The sequence below is a fragment of the Dysgonomonas termitidis genome (assembly GCF_054657735.1).
Map to the genome: position 1 here is coordinate 1047650 of NZ_BAAHYD010000003.1, position 16422 is coordinate 1064071.

At 55.5% G+C, this 16422-nt stretch carries 16 protein-coding genes; 15 read left to right on the forward strand and 1 reads right to left on the reverse strand.

Annotated features, from left to right (window positions below; translation table 11 throughout):
• Positions 1 to 879: 879 nt before the first annotated feature.
• The 15 genes from ACYQ3L_RS25210 to ACYQ3L_RS25280 all read left to right on the forward strand — a co-directional run bounded on the left by ACYQ3L_RS25210 (position 880) and on the right by ACYQ3L_RS25280 (position 15939).
• Positions 880 to 1359 carry a hypothetical protein gene (locus ACYQ3L_RS25210; protein WP_459952501.1) on the forward strand — a complete coding sequence of 160 codons (480 nt, stop codon included), beginning with the start codon at positions 880 to 882 and terminating at the stop codon, positions 1357 to 1359.
• Positions 1360 to 1546: 187 nt separating this feature from the next.
• Positions 1547 to 2752, forward strand: coding sequence for a clostripain-related cysteine peptidase (locus ACYQ3L_RS25215; protein WP_459952502.1), 1206 nt, complete (start codon positions 1547 to 1549; stop codon positions 2750 to 2752).
• A gap of 29 nt (positions 2753 to 2781) precedes the next feature.
• On the forward strand, positions 2782 to 3357 hold the full coding sequence (locus ACYQ3L_RS25220; protein WP_379993831.1) for a DUF3575 domain-containing protein: 576 nt from the start codon (positions 2782 to 2784) through the stop codon (positions 3355 to 3357).
• Between the two features lie 59 nt (positions 3358 to 3416).
• A complete protein-coding gene (locus ACYQ3L_RS25225) occupies positions 3417 to 5708 on the forward strand; it encodes an OmpA family protein (RefSeq protein ID WP_459952503.1) in 2292 nt (763 codons plus the stop codon).
• 158 nt (positions 5709 to 5866) lie between these two features.
• Complete coding sequence (locus tag ACYQ3L_RS25230) at positions 5867 to 6853, forward strand: DUF5106 domain-containing protein (protein WP_459952504.1); 987 nt, start codon at positions 5867 to 5869, stop codon at positions 6851 to 6853.
• Positions 6854 to 6910: 57 nt separating this feature from the next.
• Entirely contained in the window at positions 6911 to 7765 is an 855-nt protein-coding gene (locus ACYQ3L_RS25235; protein WP_459952335.1) for a bactofilin family protein, read from the forward strand.
• Positions 7766 to 7870: 105 nt separating this feature from the next.
• The gene (locus ACYQ3L_RS25240; protein WP_459952336.1) at positions 7871 to 9148 is read left to right on the forward strand and encodes a DUF3575 domain-containing protein; all 1278 of its coding nucleotides are present in this window, start codon (positions 7871 to 7873) and stop codon (positions 9146 to 9148) included.
• Between the two features lie 44 nt (positions 9149 to 9192).
• Positions 9193 to 10689 carry an Mfa1 family fimbria major subunit gene (locus ACYQ3L_RS25245; RefSeq protein WP_459952337.1) on the forward strand — a complete coding sequence of 499 codons (1497 nt, stop codon included), beginning with the start codon at positions 9193 to 9195 and terminating at the stop codon, positions 10687 to 10689.
• Positions 10690 to 10724: 35 nt separating this feature from the next.
• Entirely contained in the window at positions 10725 to 11660 is a 936-nt protein-coding gene (locus ACYQ3L_RS25250) for a FimB/Mfa2 family fimbrial subunit (RefSeq protein ID WP_459952338.1), read from the forward strand.
• Positions 11657 to 13417, forward strand: a complete 1761-nt coding sequence (locus ACYQ3L_RS25255) for a hypothetical protein (protein WP_459952339.1) — start codon at positions 11657 to 11659, stop codon at positions 13415 to 13417. Before ACYQ3L_RS25250 ends, ACYQ3L_RS25255 begins: the two co-directional genes overlap by 4 nt.
• A gap of 338 nt (positions 13418 to 13755) precedes the next feature.
• The gene (locus tag ACYQ3L_RS25260; protein WP_459952340.1) at positions 13756 to 14373 is read left to right on the forward strand and encodes a hypothetical protein; all 618 of its coding nucleotides are present in this window, start codon (positions 13756 to 13758) and stop codon (positions 14371 to 14373) included.
• A gap of 33 nt (positions 14374 to 14406) precedes the next feature.
• Positions 14407 to 14655: a hypothetical protein gene (locus ACYQ3L_RS25265; protein ID WP_459952341.1), complete on the forward strand. Its 249-nt coding sequence runs from the start codon at positions 14407 to 14409 to the stop codon at positions 14653 to 14655.
• 18 nt (positions 14656 to 14673) lie between these two features.
• On the forward strand, positions 14674 to 15102 hold the full coding sequence (locus ACYQ3L_RS25270; RefSeq protein WP_459952342.1) for a hypothetical protein: 429 nt from the start codon (positions 14674 to 14676) through the stop codon (positions 15100 to 15102).
• A 64-nt stretch (positions 15103 to 15166) separates the two neighbouring features.
• Complete coding sequence (locus ACYQ3L_RS25275; protein WP_459952343.1) at positions 15167 to 15595, forward strand: bactofilin family protein; 429 nt, start codon at positions 15167 to 15169, stop codon at positions 15593 to 15595.
• A 221-nt stretch (positions 15596 to 15816) separates the two neighbouring features.
• Positions 15817 to 15939 (forward strand): hypothetical protein, encoded by a 123-nt coding sequence (locus ACYQ3L_RS25280; protein ID WP_459952344.1) that lies wholly within the window; start codon positions 15817 to 15819, stop codon positions 15937 to 15939.
• 205 nt (positions 15940 to 16144) lie between these two features.
• On the opposite strand, the gene ACYQ3L_RS25285 is transcribed toward ACYQ3L_RS25280, so the two are convergent.
• Positions 16145 to 16408 (reverse strand): transposase domain-containing protein, encoded by a 264-nt coding sequence (locus tag ACYQ3L_RS25285; protein WP_459952505.1) that lies wholly within the window; start codon positions 16406 to 16408, stop codon positions 16145 to 16147.
• Positions 16409 to 16422 lie beyond the last annotated feature (14 nt).

The window sequence follows — 16422 nt, forward strand, 5'->3', positions numbered from 1 at the left end:
TCGACAGTTCGCCAAAGTCATTTGAGGCCAAACAAATCCGGCTCAGTTCACTGTCACTGTGACCCTCTAGGAAAGCGCTATGCTACCCTACTAAAAAAGAAAACAAAGGTCGGGAATTGACAAATAGATAAAAATAAATGAATACGAACAGATAAAAATATATAACAGGATGAATCAAAACGATAACAACCGGGAAAACCGGTACTTAAACGAACGGAGTATACAGCTAACAAGCTGTAATCCGGCACGAAGATGCAACGACACCCCTGTGCTGTTGTTATCCGTTTCCGGCCGGACGACGCGCGAAAAGGAGCCAATTATACAGGACCATGACTAAAACCGCTGTACATATGGCACTCGACTGCCGGCTTGAAAACGTTATAGTTCATTATTACATTGTTCATGTAAGTGGGTTTGGCAGGCTCCCTATTAGATTCTGATGATACATATAACCTCTTTCACCGGGAGCCTGCATTTACCCGGCCGTTATGAACAATGTAACGAGCTATGAGTATAAAAATAAAAGAAACAATGACATTGGAACAAGATATATAAAAAAGGACCCTTGGCCGCCGGCGGGCGTCAAGGTCATAATTCCGTAGCCGGAATAAAGGCTGGGAAGTAGTTTTTGTAAAGTTTTGTAAAGTTTGTGTTAAGGTGGGGATCCTGCATGTCGGGATGACAGTCAGGGTCCCTTTTTATTAGTCTCCATGAATTGTCAGGTAAAAAGTTTCGGACCCATAAGGTCCGTATAAGTTAGAAAAGACGTCAGGCCGTGAAGTAGCCTGATTGTGTAGTTTTGTAAAGTTTGTGGAACCACGCCTGTTGTGATAATATGCGTGGTTTGTTTAAAAGGAATACGATTAAAAAAGACATACGATGATAATTAACAAACATAGAATAAAGGACACGATGGATATATATGCCGGCATACTGCTGCGGATACTGGGCGACCACAGCCTGGAAGGGCAGTACGATCCCGGCAGCGGCCTGGTTTACCTCTTCCACGAGGATGAAAACGGCTGTGTATGCAACCTGTTCAGTTGCAGCGGGGCCACCCTTGAGAGCCGCCTTATCAGCACCATGAGCGCGGCGGGAGAAGATACCCGTCTGGTGCGGGCCTGCTTGTCGGCCATCAACCGCCAGCTGGACTGGGGCGGCTTCTACGTGGATTCCGTCACGGGCTGTATCGCCTATGCGGTGGACTACAGCCTGCCCCCGGCGGGCTTACAGTATGGCGATGCCGGCCTGGCAAGGTTCTGTACGCAGGCCTGGCAGACCTGGTTTAATTACTGTAGCACCCTTTCGCGGCTGACCCGGCAGATGTATGACGCCGGTGAGGCTGACCGGGGCAACTGAATGGATACCGGAAAGATGAAACGTAAAAACATGAAACATACAGCAAGCTAACTAAGAGAAGTGTTTATGTGGCACCAGGTTTACCGGGCATTATGTAGTTATTATGTAAACACTCAGATCTGCGTGAGTTGTGATAATTCGCGCAGTTTTAAATAAACGGAAGGCAAAGGAGGATAGATAGAAAGATATGGAAATGACAGAAAGAAAACAACAAACGGATAAAGATAGATTCCGACTGTACCGGATCGCGTTGCGCTGCCTGCCTGTCTTGCTGCTTTGCACGGTATTTTTTTGCCGCTGCACCGGAGACGGGGAGGAACCCGAGGCCACCCAGCATGTGCTGCTGGTCTACCTGGGCGGTGACAACAACCTGTCGGGTGAAAGCTACGCGAAGCTCGAAGCGCTGGGCCGGGGCTGGGATGCCCGTCAGGGGGGCAGGCTGCTGGTCTACCACGACGCGGCCGATGCGGCGCCGCAGCTGCTCGAACTGTGCCGCTGCGACAAGGGCAACCCCTACACCAAGGTGATCCGCCGGTATGAAGAGGACAACTCGGCCGGAGGTGAGGTATTCGCTTCGGTTATCTCGGAGGTGAAGAAGCAGTACCCGTCCCCTGGCTACGGGCTGCTGGTCTTCTCCCATGCATCGGGCTGGCTGCCGGAGGGCGCCCTGTCCGATCCGAAGTCCGGGGCCAAGACCGTACTCAGCGACGGGAGCGACCAGATGGCGCTGGCGGATTTCGCGTCGGCCATCCCCGTTGGCGCCTTCGACTATATCGTCTTCGAGGCCTGCTTTATGGCCGGCATCGAGGTGGCTTACCAGCTGAAGGACAAGACCGCCTATATCCTGGCCTCCAGTGCGGAGATCGTCTCCCCGGGCTTTACGGATGTCTACCCGCAGGCGGTAAACGACCTGTTTGAAGGGGAACCCGGCCTGCGGGCTTTTGCGGGCAAAGCCTACGGCTACTCCGACGGGCGGGTCGGGGATTTGCGGTCGGCTACCCTCTCGGTGATAAAGACATCGGAGCTGGAGGCGCTGGCCGGCTTTATACGGGAGAACGCCACCCCGGGCGCGGCTGTTGACATCGGCGGCATACAGCATTTCGACCGGTATCCGTCTTACAGGCTGTTCTTTGATTTCGGGGATTACTACGGGGGCTTACTGGCTGATGACCAACAGCGGCATGAGCTGCGCCGCCTGGTGGACAAAGCCGTGGTCTGGAAGGCCTCCACCGCGGATTTTATGCCCGGTTATAACGGGTTCGTTATAGCGCATCATTCGGGGCTGACCACTTACATCCCGCAGGACCGGTTCCCGCTGCTGAACCGGGCGTATGAAACACTGGCCTGGAGCAGGGCTATCGGGAAAAAAACGGCAAGCAAGGAAATAATATAAATTCTAAATAACGCAAAAAAGGTTTAATTATGAAAAAACAAATAAGGAACAAAGGATTGTTAAGGGGCGTCATCTGCGCCGCCCTGCTGTTTTTGACCGTCAGCACGGCATCCTACGGGCAGTCCTACTCGGTCAAGACCGATATGCTCGGTTTGATTACCGGGACGCTCAACGGGGAAGCGTCCCTGGCTTTGAACGATCGCTGGAGCCTTCACCTGCCGGTGCAGTACAACCCCTGGAATTTCACGGACGACTTCAAGATGAAAAACCTGACAGTCCTTCCGGGGGTACGCTACTGGCAGGTACAGACCTACACGACGGGTTACTTTTTCGGTCTTAACGGGATCGTCAGCCGTTACAATTTCGCCGGCCTGCTTGCCGGCGACTACCGTTACGACGGCATGGCTTACGGCCTGGGCCTGTCGGCCGGCTACAGCATTCCTATGGACGTAAACTGGAGCATGGAATTCGAACTCGGCGCAGGCGCTGTCTGGAGCCGGCGCGACAAGTACCCCTGCGAGCGTTGCGGGAAGAAGATCGAAGAGCAGACCGGGGTCTGGCTCGTACCCGATAAGGTATCCATCAGTGTTGTTTATTACTTTTGAAAAGGGTTGCCATGAGATTAAGCGGTAATAAATTTGCTATATACGTAAAACGGAAACACATGGGCAGTCTGTTTTCCGGAGCTACCCGCCGTATGGGTATGCATGGCCTGGCCGGGCTGGTACTGTCCGGGTTGCTGCTCTTTTCCTGTAAGAGCGGCGCGCCGGTGGTCCGGCCGTTGTTCATGCAGTCCAAACGCGCCAATGTCGGGTTGCCCGGCGATGCGGCCGGTTTACAGGCCACCCTGCAGGAAAGGGTCAGCTACCGGCATGCGGACAACACCTCGCTGGCGCTCCGCCGGGAGGATTCCCTCAGGAAGCAGGCCACCAGCCTGAAACAGATGCAATACCTGAATGAAGTGGTTGTTACGGCCCGGCTAAAGCAAACATTCGCGCCCGAACGCGAGGGCCGTGTCCGCATCGATTTTATCGTGGATGTTCCCGGAGAACTGCTGGACGACAACTGGCGTGTGACCCTTTTTCCCCGGATCCTCCATAACGACTCGGTCGTACCGCTGGAAAAGCTCGTACTGAACGGAAAAGTATTCGCGCAAAAGCAGGCGCAGGATTATAAGGAGTATGACGCCTATAAGAATTCGATTATCCATCCTTCAGCCTATGACAGCATATTCCCGGACCGGAAAAAGATCAGCCTGCAGATCCGCAGGCTACAGGAGTATTACTGGGATATGTACTATTCGCAATGGAAGGAAGCCGATAAATACGAGAAGCTGCGCAAGCTGCTGGAAGCGCGTTACGAAGCAGCCAATATCCGCCGCAAAGGCCGGCGCAACGCGCTTTACCATGATTACATGCTGCGGGGGGAAGAAGAGGTACTGCGCAGCCTGGCCGCAGGCAGCGATACCACCGGCATAATGGCGCGCTATATCCGGAAATTTGAAAAACGGGCGAACCTGTTGCCGATATATAAACCGCGCGGGGAGTTTAATGAAAAGAACCTCCCGCGTAAATACAGGGATTTCTACCTGAACGGTACAAGGCTGGAAAATATACCCAACCATGTCACAACCGAAGCCGATTCCGTGCGGATCGCCCGGCACAGTTATTTTTATGAAGCTATCGCCGAAAACGAAAGCAAGCTGCGCCGCCTGGGGGACACCGAAGATGGCATGATCCCCTTCCCCCGGCAGGGTGGGGCGCGCCTGGACAGCCTTGTCGCTGCGGGTGCCGGCCTGCGGTATCATTATAGCCAGGACTATCCCGTAACGCCCGGCCTGGGACGCCTGCGTGTGGTCATGGACGGCCGTGTGGAAGCCACAGACCGTTCCGCCTATAGCCTGGCCGCTTCCGATACGCTTACCTATATGATCTCCTCACTGGCCCAGCTGGCAGATACCTCGCTGATGGTAACCGCAACGAAGCTGTACCGTAATATGTATAACATGCTGAGCATCTACCCGGAGTTCGCGGCCGCTAAGGGCAGCTTCGATAACCGTTACGCAGATAACCGCCGTCAGGCGGATACGCTGATAAGCACGTACAATAAGCTTACTGGAGAAATGGGTCTGCAGCTGGACAGCCTGGAGATACAGTCATCCGTCTCCCTGGAGGGATCCTACGATAAGAACCATGAGCTGTCGGCACAACGCGCGGAAGCCCTGAAGGATTACCTTGTATCGGCTTACCCTTCCTTCTTCCGGGGGGACCTTATCAGGACCTCCCCTGTGGGTGAAGACTGGAAAGGCCTGGTAAAAGAGCTGCGGCAAAGGGACGGTATCGCCCATAAGGATTCCATCCTGGGCCTGCTGGGCCGGGCCGTCTACCCCGATGAAACGGAACGGGAGATAAAAACCAGGTTCAGGCAGGATTACAAGGTCATCCACGACTCCGTTTACCCGAAACTGCGGCGGATGGACATCACCTTCCATATGAGCCGCCCGCATATGGTTTCCGCCGATTCGATGCAGTATGAAGTCCGGGAAGGCTACGGGCAGGGGCTTCGCCTCTTGCAGCAGCGCGAATACTGGCAGGCGCTGGAGATACTCAAGGATTACCCCGACTATAATACAGCCCTGTGCCTGGCCTGCCTGGGTTATAACGGCCGGGCTTACGATATACTGGTGCAGCTTCCGGTCACGGCCGGGAGCGAATACCTGCTGGCCATCGTGTCGTACAGGATGGGTAAGGGGGACGATGCCGCCGGGCACCTGGTCCGTGCGGTGGAACTCGACCCGCGTAAGGCTTACAGGATCGGCCTGGATAGTGAAACCGCGGAACTGGTCCGTGCATACGGGCTGGATGCGCAGATCAGACGCCTGGGCGCCGCAGATGCGGATGTGTTGCCGGAAGGGCCCGCCCCGGAAAGCGGTACGGGCCGGGCCGGTAGCATATGAAAAGGAAAAGGACAGCCAGGCGAGCCTTCCTGCGGGAGTTACTGGTTGCTATAGGCATCCTGCTGCTGATTTTTTTGATGTTCTATACATGCTCCGGCCATGAACCGTCGTACAGGTTACACGTATATTAAAAACCACATAAAAACAGAATAAACGATATGTTTAAATTCACCAGGATACTGATTTCTATCATCTACCCCTTACTGGTTCTGGGGATTATGATCTTCTGCCTGCTGACCTGCGGGGGAGGTGAAAAGCCCGCCGCAGGCAGGCAGGAAGCTCCGGAGGCCGTCCGGCGGTTCGTCCCGCCTGTTATACCCGTGGAGCTTACCCGCCCTGCGGAGCGTGCCGGCTACCTCATTGCCCATTACTGGGATAACTTTGATTTCAGCGATACGGCGTATGTGCATTTGCCGGCGATCACCGAACAGGCCTTTGCCGATTACCTGGACGTCTTTTCCCATGCGGACCGGGCGGCGGTGGAGGCATCGGTCCCGGCCATGCTGGACAGGACGGTCAAAGAGGATACTACCGGCACGGTGTACCGCCATTTCCTGAAACTGTACAAAAATTACCTGTATGACCCGAATTCCCCGGTGCGCAATGAGGACTCCTATATACCGGTTATCCGTTATATCCTGGCCGACAGCCTTAGCACGGAAGCGGACAGGCAGCGGGCGGCCTTCGAGCTGGAGATGCTGCTCAAGAACCGTGTCGGCGACAAGGCAACGGATATCACCTATACCCTTGCGGGTGGGCAAACGGGCAGGCTGTACAGCCTGCCTAAAGAGTACACGCTCCTGTTTTTCTACAACCCGGATTGCCCCGCCTGTAAGGAGACGACCGCTTCGCTGGCCTCGTCGGAGGTCATCAACAGCCTGCTGCTATCCGGGCGGCTGGACATACTGGCCGTCTATCCCGATTCCGACCTGGACTTATGGAAGAAGCACGCCGGGGAGATGCCTCCCTCGTGGATTATTAGCTATGACAAGGGGCAGGCCCTGTTCGGCAAGAAGCTATACGACCTGAAAGCCCTGCCGGCCCTCTACCTGCTGGATGCCTTTAAGCATGTACTGCTCAAGGATGCCTCGGCGCAGGCCGTCGAGCAGTACCTGGCGCCGCAGTTGCCGCCCCGGAGCCGGTAACAGCCGGGTTCAGGCTCCGGCCTCCGGTTCATTACACACACTAAAAGAAGGACAACGATGTATGCACTACGATTAAAAAAGGATATGGCGGACGAATCGTCCGTACCCGGCCTGGAAGCGATACTTGCCCGTGAAGCCGGAAACACAGGCATGGTTTACCTGTACCGCCTGGGCGGTACGTTGATGTGCTTTGAGCGCTCGGCCTGCATCGTGCTGAGCCTGTGTAATATGGAGACGGCTTTCCGCGTCAGCGAGGAGGGCTATGCCGATTACCTTGCCTGCGTAGTGAGCGATGTGGAGGGCCTGCGTAAAGCGGGTCTGAAGCTGTCCGGTGTCGGCGCGAATGAGATATCGCTGGAGACGGGTATCGTGTGCGGGGGATATGACCTGCTGCTGCGCAGCCTGAACCCCCTGGATAAGGACAGCCGTTATCTGGAGCTGTTGCGCGGCCTGCGTAGCGGTTCACCCGGCCAGGATGAAGAAACACAAAAATGGAATAAAGCGATGGAACTGTACGGAAAGAAAAAAAAACGGGAGCAGCCGGTAGCCGGCGACCCGAGCCTGCTGTCGTCGGGGGCTGTTCTCAGCGGCGACCTGCACCTGAGTGAAGACCTGCACATCGACGGGCGTGTGGAAGGCAGCATTTACAGTGAGAAGGCTGTTACGGTGGGCCCCGGGGGGAATGTAGACGGCAATATCATCGCCGCGACAGTGGATATCCATGGCTGCGTGCTGGGTACTGTCACGGCCGGCGGGAGCGCCTGCCTGCGCAAAGGCTGTATGCTGAAGGGCGACCTGATAGCGGGATCTGTGGAGATCGAACCCGGCGCCCGCTTCGAGGGCCAGTGCCGGATGGGCAGCGGGCTGGAATGCAGCCCGGTGGTTTACAGGGATCAAAATTTATTGACCTGAACGGCGAGTCCGCCTGTAAATTGAGTATGCGTCACCCTCCCGTTTCACTGCCGGACTGCCCGCGTAAAGAAAAAGAAAATGCACTGGTAAACAAATAACGGATATATGCAGAACAAAAGAAATTATAAGGACAAAATATTTGCGGCGGTGCTGCCTATCCTGCTTTGCATCCCGGCCACAGGTACCGTACAGGCCCAGGACATACCGGATACCGTCCGTGTACCGTCGGCTGTCCTTAAGACGAACCTGCTGTACGACGCTACCGGCAGCCTGAACCTCGCCGGCGAGTTCCGCCTGGACAGGAAACTAACCCTGGATCTTCCCCTGACCTACAATCCCTGGACTTTTACAGGCGGTAAAAAGTTGAAGCTGCTGCTCTTCCAGCCTGAATTACGCTACTGGACGAAAGAGTCGTTCCGGGGCTTCTTTGCCGGCCTGCACGTTCATGGCGCCCAGTTCAATACCGCCGGGATCATCGACGATTACCGTTACCAGGGCTGGCTTACCGGAGCAGGCCTCTCTGTCGGGTACCGTTGGAACCTCTCCCGGCGTTGGGCGCTGGAGGCTACCCTCGGCGCCGGATACGCGTATGTGGACTATACAAAATACACCGCCGGTGGAACAGGCCCGGAGGGTTGCCGCACCTGCGGACAGAAACTGGAATCCGGTCAGAAGCATTACCGGGGCCCGACCAGGGCCGGCCTGTCGGTTTCCTACACCCTGGGCAGTACAACCAGGCGGCACGGTACGCCTGAGACATACCCTGTTCCGGCTGTACCCCCAATAATAAACCCTCCTGTCATACAGTACGATACCGTAACCGTTCCATGCCCCGAAATCGAGTACCGGCATGAAATCGGCAGCGCCTGCATCCTGTTTCCCCTCGACCGCTATGTGGTCTATCCGGAATACGGGGATAACCGGCAGGAGCTGGCCAAAATAGCGCGTTCGGTCGGGACCGTCCTGGACATACCGGGCTCCAGGATAGAAAGCATCACCCTGGAGGCCTATGCCTCCCCCGAGGGAGCGTTAAACCATAACATAAGCTTGTCCGAACAACGCGCGGCAGCCCTGCGTGACTATATGGTTGCGGCCTATGGCTTCGATGCCGGCTGCTTCAGCGTGCGCTCGAAAGGAGAGAACTGGGAAGGGCTGCGCGCCGCGGTAACAGACAGCGACGCCCTGGGCGAAGAAGAGAAAGCCGGTGTCCTGCAGATACTCGACCTTACGGACATATCCGCCCGTAAAGCCCGGCTGAAAGCCTATAACGGTGGCAAGCCCTACGCTTACCTGCTGCGGGAGGTTTACCCGTCCCTGCGCGTGTGTGCGTACCGGATCAGCTATACGGTGCCTGCGGTGGCAGGGGATAAAGCAAAGAGATAAGCAGAGATAAATAATATATATACGAACAATTAACCCTTAAAATTATGAAACGGAAGCTATGGAGTTTTTTAACAGCGCTGTTCCTGCTGACAGGATTCACGGCCTGCAGTTCGGATGAAGAAAGCACAAAAGAAGAAACCGTCCCCCGCGGTACGACCTATATGGGTCTGTCGTTGTCGCTGCCGCAGAGCCGGTCGACCAAGGCGGCCGATGACCCGGACTACAATGCCGTAGGGCAGTATTCCGGAGTAACGGAGCTCGCCACGCTGGACCTGTACCTGATCTCTTCCGACGGGGCCACGCTGCTGGATGCGCGGCGTTTCGGGCAAAGTGACTTCCTGTTCGGAGGCAATGCCGACGGGAGTGACGCGATAAAGCTTACCACACCTTTTAAGACGATTCCCGGCGATAAGCGTCTGGTTGTTATCCTGAACAGTCCCGGGCCCCTGCTGACGGCAATCCCCGGTGACGATTACCTCTATACACTGTCATCCGGCCTGCCGCTGTCTTCCCTGGCGCGGATAGACCGGAGCACCAGTGTGACCACCCCCGAAGGGCTGACCATCTATGCCGACCTGCTGACCCTGAGCGGAAAAAGTAATACCTTTACCATACAGGACGGCATCAGCGCGGAGGAGGTTACCGCCAGCGGCAAAAATATGATCGCCCTGGACGTTACCCGCATCCCATCGCGTGCGATTATTACCACATCGGCGTCAGCGGATGTCATAAATACGGACGGGATCAAACTCGGTACGGTATCCAATATCACCTATTCGGTTGCCCAGGGGGCCAAAGCGGTCTACCTGTTCCCGCAGGCCAATGCCGACGGCAGCACCAGGACATGGGGATCTGATTATATGCCCGGGGTGGGAGTCGATTATACGTCCACCGCGGCCAATTACTACGATTACACCGACCTGCAGAACCTGACGGATATCGTACCTGTAAAGCCGGCGGACGGTAGCCATATCACCTTCCCGGGCAAGTTCCTGCTGGAGAATACCCATCAGCGCGGCACCGACGAATCGAGCAGCCAGTACCGGAAAGGCAATACGGCCTATATACTGGTGCGGGCTACCTTTACGCCCGACCCGTCCCAGATCAGGGATGGAGGCGCACTGACAGGCGGCACCTTCTATGTTGGCGGCTCCGACGGACGGATTTATTCCAGCATCCAAAAAGCGCAGGATTACACGACCGGCATACAGAACCAGCCTGTTTCCACCTATACGGGCGGAAAAGTGCTGTATTACATCTGGCTGAACCCGGATAACATCACCCGTCCGGTCAACTCGCCTGTGATAAGGAATAATATCTACCATGTCAATATCAATTCGTTCAAACGCATCGGTGTGAACTGGAACCCGCTGATCCCGTCCGGACCGGATGTCCCGTATAACCCGGATCCGAAACCGACCGGCCCGGAACCGGAAAACCCGGTCGACCCGACCGAGCCGCTCAGTTCGACCGACACCTATATGTCCGTCGATATCAGGGTGCTGATGTGGACGATACATACCTATGACGTAGACCTGTAATTAACCATACAAACAGCAAAGGCATGCGCAAAACGATGGCAAAGCAAGGGTCGGCAGGCAGGAGGAAACGAAGATACCTCCTGCTGGGCGCCTTTATACTGTCCGGTATCAGCGGTTGTGTTTATGAGCAGACGGACGACTGCCCGCAGGGGATCGATGTGCGGCTGTACAGCAAAACCCCGTGCCATACCGATACGGTATATCCGCGCTTATCCTCTCTGGAATTACGCGTCTTCGACCGCCAGGGCAAGCCGGTATCAGACCGCCAGAGGGGCGATAGCGTCCTGACGGCAGACTATACCGTCAGGCTGGAGGCGGAAAACGGGCTGTACAGCGTGACGGCCTGGGCCGGGCTCGACGCGGATGCATTCGAACGCAGCCCGGCGGATGAAAAAAGCGGCCTGCTGTTCCGCCTCAAGCGTTCCGGCGGGCTGGCCGCCAGCCTGGAGGGCAAACGCATCTATTACGGGGAAAGCCCCGTGGTCTTCCTGCCCGACCCGGCTGAATACGGGTCTGTCTTTGAATCCGTAGCAATCAATATGCAGGAAATCACCAACCGGCTGACCGTACAGGCCGAAGGCCTTCCTCCTACCGGCGATTATGAAGTATTTATAGAATCGGCCAACGGGGCGATGCATACCGACGGCAGCATAGCCCCCGATGACCTGATAACCTACGGTTCACAGGCGGCCTTTACCGGCAGCCTGCTGGAAGCACGGCTGACCATACTGAAACTGGCCACAGGCTGCAACACTTCGCTGGTCATACGCAACAGGGCGGATAACAGCGAACTGTACCGCGGCGACCTGCTGGGAACGCTGCTGCTGAAAAACCCGGAAGTGAACCTGGCCTGCGACCATGATTTCACGATCCGTTTCACGGCCAAAGACCAGTGCCGGTGCGGGACCTATATGATTACGGAAATTTGGGTGAATAACTGGCTGGTACACAGCTATACGACCGACTTATGAAAACGATGGAATCCAGGACGCTCCTATATATCCGGCTTTGCGTATGGCTACTGCTGCTAACGGGCTGCCGTGAAGAAGACCCGCAGAACCCCGATGCGGGCCAGTCTTATATCTACCTGTCGGTAAAAGCCTCTTCGGGGAGCATCAATGAAGACGCGGGCGGGGAAGACCGGGTGAGCGAAGTACGGATGATGGTTTTCGATGCAGGCGGCAATACCGTTTACAATGGCCTGCCGGATTTTCCCGCCGGTTTCGCAAGCCGGAGCCGCGGGATAAAGTTCAGGCCGGGAACCTACGATTTTTATTTCTTTGCCAACGAATCGGCCTATGCAGGCTTCAGCCAGGCGCTGGCCTCGGTGACCAGTGTGTCGCAGTTGCAGCGTGATCCGCGTTTCAGCCGGTTGACCTATGATCCGGGTTTTAAGCCGGACAATTCTTCCGCCCCGGGACGCTTCCTGATGTCGGCATATTACAAAGCGGTCAGCGTATTGCAGGGCGGTAGCGAAGCTTCCCCCGAACCCCTGGCCTTACCGACACCTGAAGTAGAGCTGGTACGGTCTTTAGCCAAAGTGGAGGTCGTATTCTATAAGAAAGAGCCGGGCAGCGACCTGCCGGCTGCCAGCAGGATCTCCTCGGTACAATTGCAAAACGTGGCGCTGGCTTTTTCGGTTCCCGCGGCAGACACGTATTACAGCGGGCAGGCGGGGACTTCCCCTGCCGGGGACCTGGCAGGCCTGGATTATACCGGGGACTCGATCGGGGCTGTGGGGCCTTTCTATATCCCCGAGCTGCTGAACAAAAGCGGGAATGCCGGCTTCACCGGGCTGCATATCAACAACCGGGCCTTTCCCATCCTCACGGACAAGGCCAGGGCCGGGCTGGCCGCCCAGCGGCGTACCGTGCCTTCCCTGTCGGACAGCTGTGTCATACGCAATTACCACTACCGGATAAACGCCTATATCAGCCCCGGGGGAAGCATCACCTTAAAGACCTGTGTGGAGCCGTGGAAGAAAGACGATTACGTGTATATCTTCCAGGACGGGCAGGGCATCGCCATCCCGCCGGTGATACCGACCGATTCGAGTGTGATCGTGCCTACCTCCTGCGGGAAGATAGAGATACGCTCGGCCAATGAATTCCTGCAACAGGGATTAATGGGCGCTTACGGCGACCAGGTCAACTGGTGGGACCCCAATGTACAGGGCCCGAATATCATCAGGGGGCAGCCTGCGTATTACTGTGAGAAAAAATACGGCCCCGGCTGGCGGCTGATCAATTCCTGCGAGATGATGTCGTTCCTTGCGCTGTTCGACCAGACTTACAGGATATGGCAATCCAATACCTGGCTCGGCATTAATTCCGGCCTGCCCTTTTATTCCGTGCCTTTGCGCAGGCAGGCACAGGACCTGCTGGGAAAATTAACCGGGACGGATATGTCCAAATACGTGTTGACCGCTACGCAGGGAGGGGATAGTTTCGGAAGCGAAAAGCTGGGGATCATCGATGACTTTTTCACCCCCGGCGACATTGTCGTTACACGCCGGCAGTTTCCGGGCGGATGGCCTTATCCGGCGCCGCCGTTCCAGGGCATCGAAGACTGGTACCCGATGGAAGTGGTACACCAGGTCAAAGGCTACTGGTATAGCGGTTACCTGGATTACGCCGATCCGGCCAATTATGATAAGGTGCTCTACCAGCGCTTCGAGCGCTATAGCTTCTCATCGACCGTCTCGCGCTGTGTCAGAAATGTAGAATAACAAAACCAAGAACAATGAAAACCGGTAACATATACATGGCATTCACCCTGGCGCTTTTCCTGCTGACCGCCTGCCACAACGACGGGGAGCCCTTTCAGGAAACTCCCCGGGAGGCCTCCCTTGTACTGAGGCCTGCGCCGGGCCTGAAGGCGGCGGCCGACCCGGACGACCTGCCTGCGGAATACGCGGTAAAAGACCTGAGCGTCTTCCTGGCGGCCCCCGGGGGTAACACCGTGTTAAACCGCTTTATCCATACGGGATTCACGCCTTCCGGCGCTGACTGCACGCTGGTCAGCCTGCCGCTGGATCCCGCTACGGTTGCGTTCCGGGATATCTATGTGGTGGCCAACTGCAATGATATAGCCTCTTTGAACGCGATACTTTCTGTAAATGATATAAAGGCGCTGGCCACCCCGCAGGGGCCGCTGACCACTGCTGTGATGCTCAGCTCCGGGCTGCCCATGTACGGGCAGGCGGCAAATATCAACCTGGGCGGTACATCCGCCGCCAGCCCGGCCGGTATCACCCTGACACGGGCCTGCGCCAAGCTGCGCATCACCCTGGAGAATCCGGCAGCCGGCGCGGACAATGCCTTTATTGTGGAAAATACCGCGCCCTGTACGCTCTACGCACCGGGCAACCCTTTAACATTCGGTACTCCGGAGCTGATCGCTTATCCGCAGGCAGCCTTGGACCCTGTGACGGCAGGAACCTACCAGGGCATCACCTATGTCTATGAATCCGCACAGCCCCCGCGTCTGCGGATACTGACCTCGATAGACGGAACCGACAGGGAATATGTCGCAGGCCCGAATTTCCCGCTGCCGGTACGCGGATACCTCTATGGCATATCGGTCCGGGTATTACCCTCCGGGCTGCCGGCTACACTGGAATTACGTGCCCGGGGTACGGATGGAAGCCGGAGTGTCTTAACATATAAGATGACGGAACGGTAAATAAGGACATAAAAGAACGTGAAATGTAAGGAGATGGAAAAAGGGATGGAAAAAGAAAAAACGAAAGACAGCATCGTCTGCAAATCCTTCCGGCTGCACCTGCCGCAGGGCCGTACCGCGGATATAACCGTGGAAGGCAGCACGCCTAACGACTGCTATATGGCTGCCTTGCGGCGGGCGGCAGCGCAGTATCCGGGCTGGAGGAGTATAGAGGTCATGCCCCCTGACCGTGAAGCGGTCAGCCTTCCGGGATTTGCTGGCGGAGAAGGTAGCTTTATATGATTATTAAAAAATAGTAAAATGAAAAATAGTGAAATGAAAATGATGAAACATTTTATGCAATTAGTTGCATTGTGTGTGTTAACCGTTGGTTTGTCTTCCTGTCAGAAAGACGAAGAGATCTATGACGAATTGATGGGCAGTGAATGGGTGGGAGATCTGGGCTTCAGTTTCGACGACCGGCCCGTGACCAGCGAACTGTATTTCATAGACAACGGTACAGGCTCCGACAAGCAATATTATGCCGGTTCCGCTTCAAATGCTAAACCCGCCTGTAACCTGACTTTCCAGTGGACGATCAAAAACGGGACGCTGACATTGATTTACGACCTCCGTCCGCCGCTGATCCTTGAGATAGGCGGAATGTATATCAAGGGAAACCTCTTAAGAGGCACCCTGCATATGGCTGGAGAAGAGGATATGCCGGTAACGCTGACAAGGAAGAAATGATAATGAAATATATACATGTAAGCTGTAACTGAGTAAATAAAAAAACTAAAAAACGGAATAAAAGATGGGAACAGTTGTGAAAAAGATAAAGAACAGGGGAAGGAATGTGAGGACCGGGCCGCAGGCTCAGGCTCCGAGCATAGTGGCTAACGGTACTGTTTTCACCGGTGAGGTAAAACTCAGTGAAGACCTGCGCATCGACGGGGCCGTCCTCGGGGATATCTGCAGCACAAAGGCCGTGGTCATCGGCCCCGGCGGAGAGGTGCGCGGGAATATCTCGGCTGCCTTCCTGGATATATACGGTTTACTGGACGGCAATGCCGGTATCACCGGGCATACCTTCCTGCGCAAAGGCGGGATTTTGCTCGGCGACCTGGAGACCGCAGAACTGGAGATCGAGGACGGCGCACGCTTTGAGGGTCAGCGCGTGATGACCCGCAAAGGACCGCGTGGCGCCGGACGGTTAAAAGGATGGCCCTACCGTAGCGGATAAGCGCGTTACGGTACCGGCAACAGGATAAAGATAGCGCAGGGAAAACGGAAGACCGGATAAAACAAGAAGCAGGATATCCATAATAATGAAACGATACGATTAGTTGTCTTTCCCTCCTTAAAACCGGAGGGATATATTATTTGTCTTCATGACGGGTTGTCCACGCTTGTGAGAAGTCCGGACAACCCACTTTTTTATAACAATAACCAAACAGGAATAAAATGAAAATAAAACCTGGCTTTCAGCCTGCACTGAAAATGATGAAATACGTAAATAAAACAGTCACGTCCGGTTGTACTATCCGGCCCGATGTACTGCCTGTAAGGAACATGGAAGAACCGTAAGTGTCACCTGAAAAGCAAACCGATGAATAACCTGACAGAAATCGATATACAGTAATAGTTCGGGGAATTGCGTCCATAGATCCAGGTGCCAGCAGCCTCGGGCTTATCCATACAAAATAGACAGAGCCGTCCGGTCACATGACCGTCCGGCTCTACTTTATTCGTGTGGCAGACGGCGAACATCGCCGCCCTTGAGGGATTTATATTAATGTTGGCCCGTCGGCAGCCAGGCTCCGGGCAGCAAGAGGTGCAGGTCTTCCGTTTTGGTATCAGGTAACCGGTTCAGGACATCCGTAAGCCAGGCTTCGGGATTCACGCCATGCAGCCTGCATGTACCGTAATAGTTCGGGGAATTGCGTCCATAGATCCAGGTGCCAGCAGCCTCGGGCTTATCCATACAAAATAGACAGAGCCGTCCGGTCACATGACCGTCCGGCTCTACTTTATTCGTGTGGCAGACGGCGAACATCGCCGCCCTTGAGG

Excerpts from the sequence above, each read along its gene's own strand:
- ACYQ3L_RS25210 (WP_459952501.1), top strand. The coding sequence starts at position 880 with ATGATAATTAACAAACATAGAATAAAGGACACGATGGATATATATGCC.
- ACYQ3L_RS25215 (WP_459952502.1), top strand. The coding sequence starts at position 1,547 with ATGGAAATGACAGAAAGAAAACAACAAACGGATAAAGATAGATTCCGA.
- ACYQ3L_RS25220 (WP_379993831.1), top strand. The coding sequence starts at position 2,782 with ATGAAAAAACAAATAAGGAACAAAGGATTGTTAAGGGGCGTCATCTGC.
- ACYQ3L_RS25225 (WP_459952503.1), top strand. The coding sequence starts at position 3,417 with ATGGGCAGTCTGTTTTCCGGAGCTACCCGCCGTATGGGTATGCATGGC.
- ACYQ3L_RS25230 (WP_459952504.1), top strand. The coding sequence starts at position 5,867 with ATGTTTAAATTCACCAGGATACTGATTTCTATCATCTACCCCTTACTG.
- ACYQ3L_RS25235 (WP_459952335.1), top strand. The coding sequence starts at position 6,911 with ATGTATGCACTACGATTAAAAAAGGATATGGCGGACGAATCGTCCGTA.
- ACYQ3L_RS25240 (WP_459952336.1), top strand. The coding sequence starts at position 7,871 with ATGCAGAACAAAAGAAATTATAAGGACAAAATATTTGCGGCGGTGCTG.
- ACYQ3L_RS25245 (WP_459952337.1), top strand. The coding sequence starts at position 9,193 with ATGAAACGGAAGCTATGGAGTTTTTTAACAGCGCTGTTCCTGCTGACA.
- ACYQ3L_RS25250 (WP_459952338.1), top strand. The coding sequence starts at position 10,725 with ATGGCAAAGCAAGGGTCGGCAGGCAGGAGGAAACGAAGATACCTCCTG.
- ACYQ3L_RS25255 (WP_459952339.1), top strand. The coding sequence starts at position 11,657 with ATGAAAACGATGGAATCCAGGACGCTCCTATATATCCGGCTTTGCGTA.
- ACYQ3L_RS25265 (WP_459952341.1), top strand. The coding sequence starts at position 14,407 with ATGGAAAAAGGGATGGAAAAAGAAAAAACGAAAGACAGCATCGTCTGC.
- ACYQ3L_RS25270 (WP_459952342.1), top strand. The coding sequence starts at position 14,674 with ATGAAAAATAGTGAAATGAAAATGATGAAACATTTTATGCAATTAGTT.
- ACYQ3L_RS25275 (WP_459952343.1), top strand. The coding sequence starts at position 15,167 with ATGGGAACAGTTGTGAAAAAGATAAAGAACAGGGGAAGGAATGTGAGG.
- ACYQ3L_RS25280 (WP_459952344.1), top strand. The coding sequence starts at position 15,817 with ATGAAAATAAAACCTGGCTTTCAGCCTGCACTGAAAATGATGAAATAC.
- ACYQ3L_RS25285 (WP_459952505.1), bottom strand. The coding sequence starts at position 16,408 with ATGTTCGCCGTCTGCCACACGAATAAAGTAGAGCCGGACGGTCATGTG.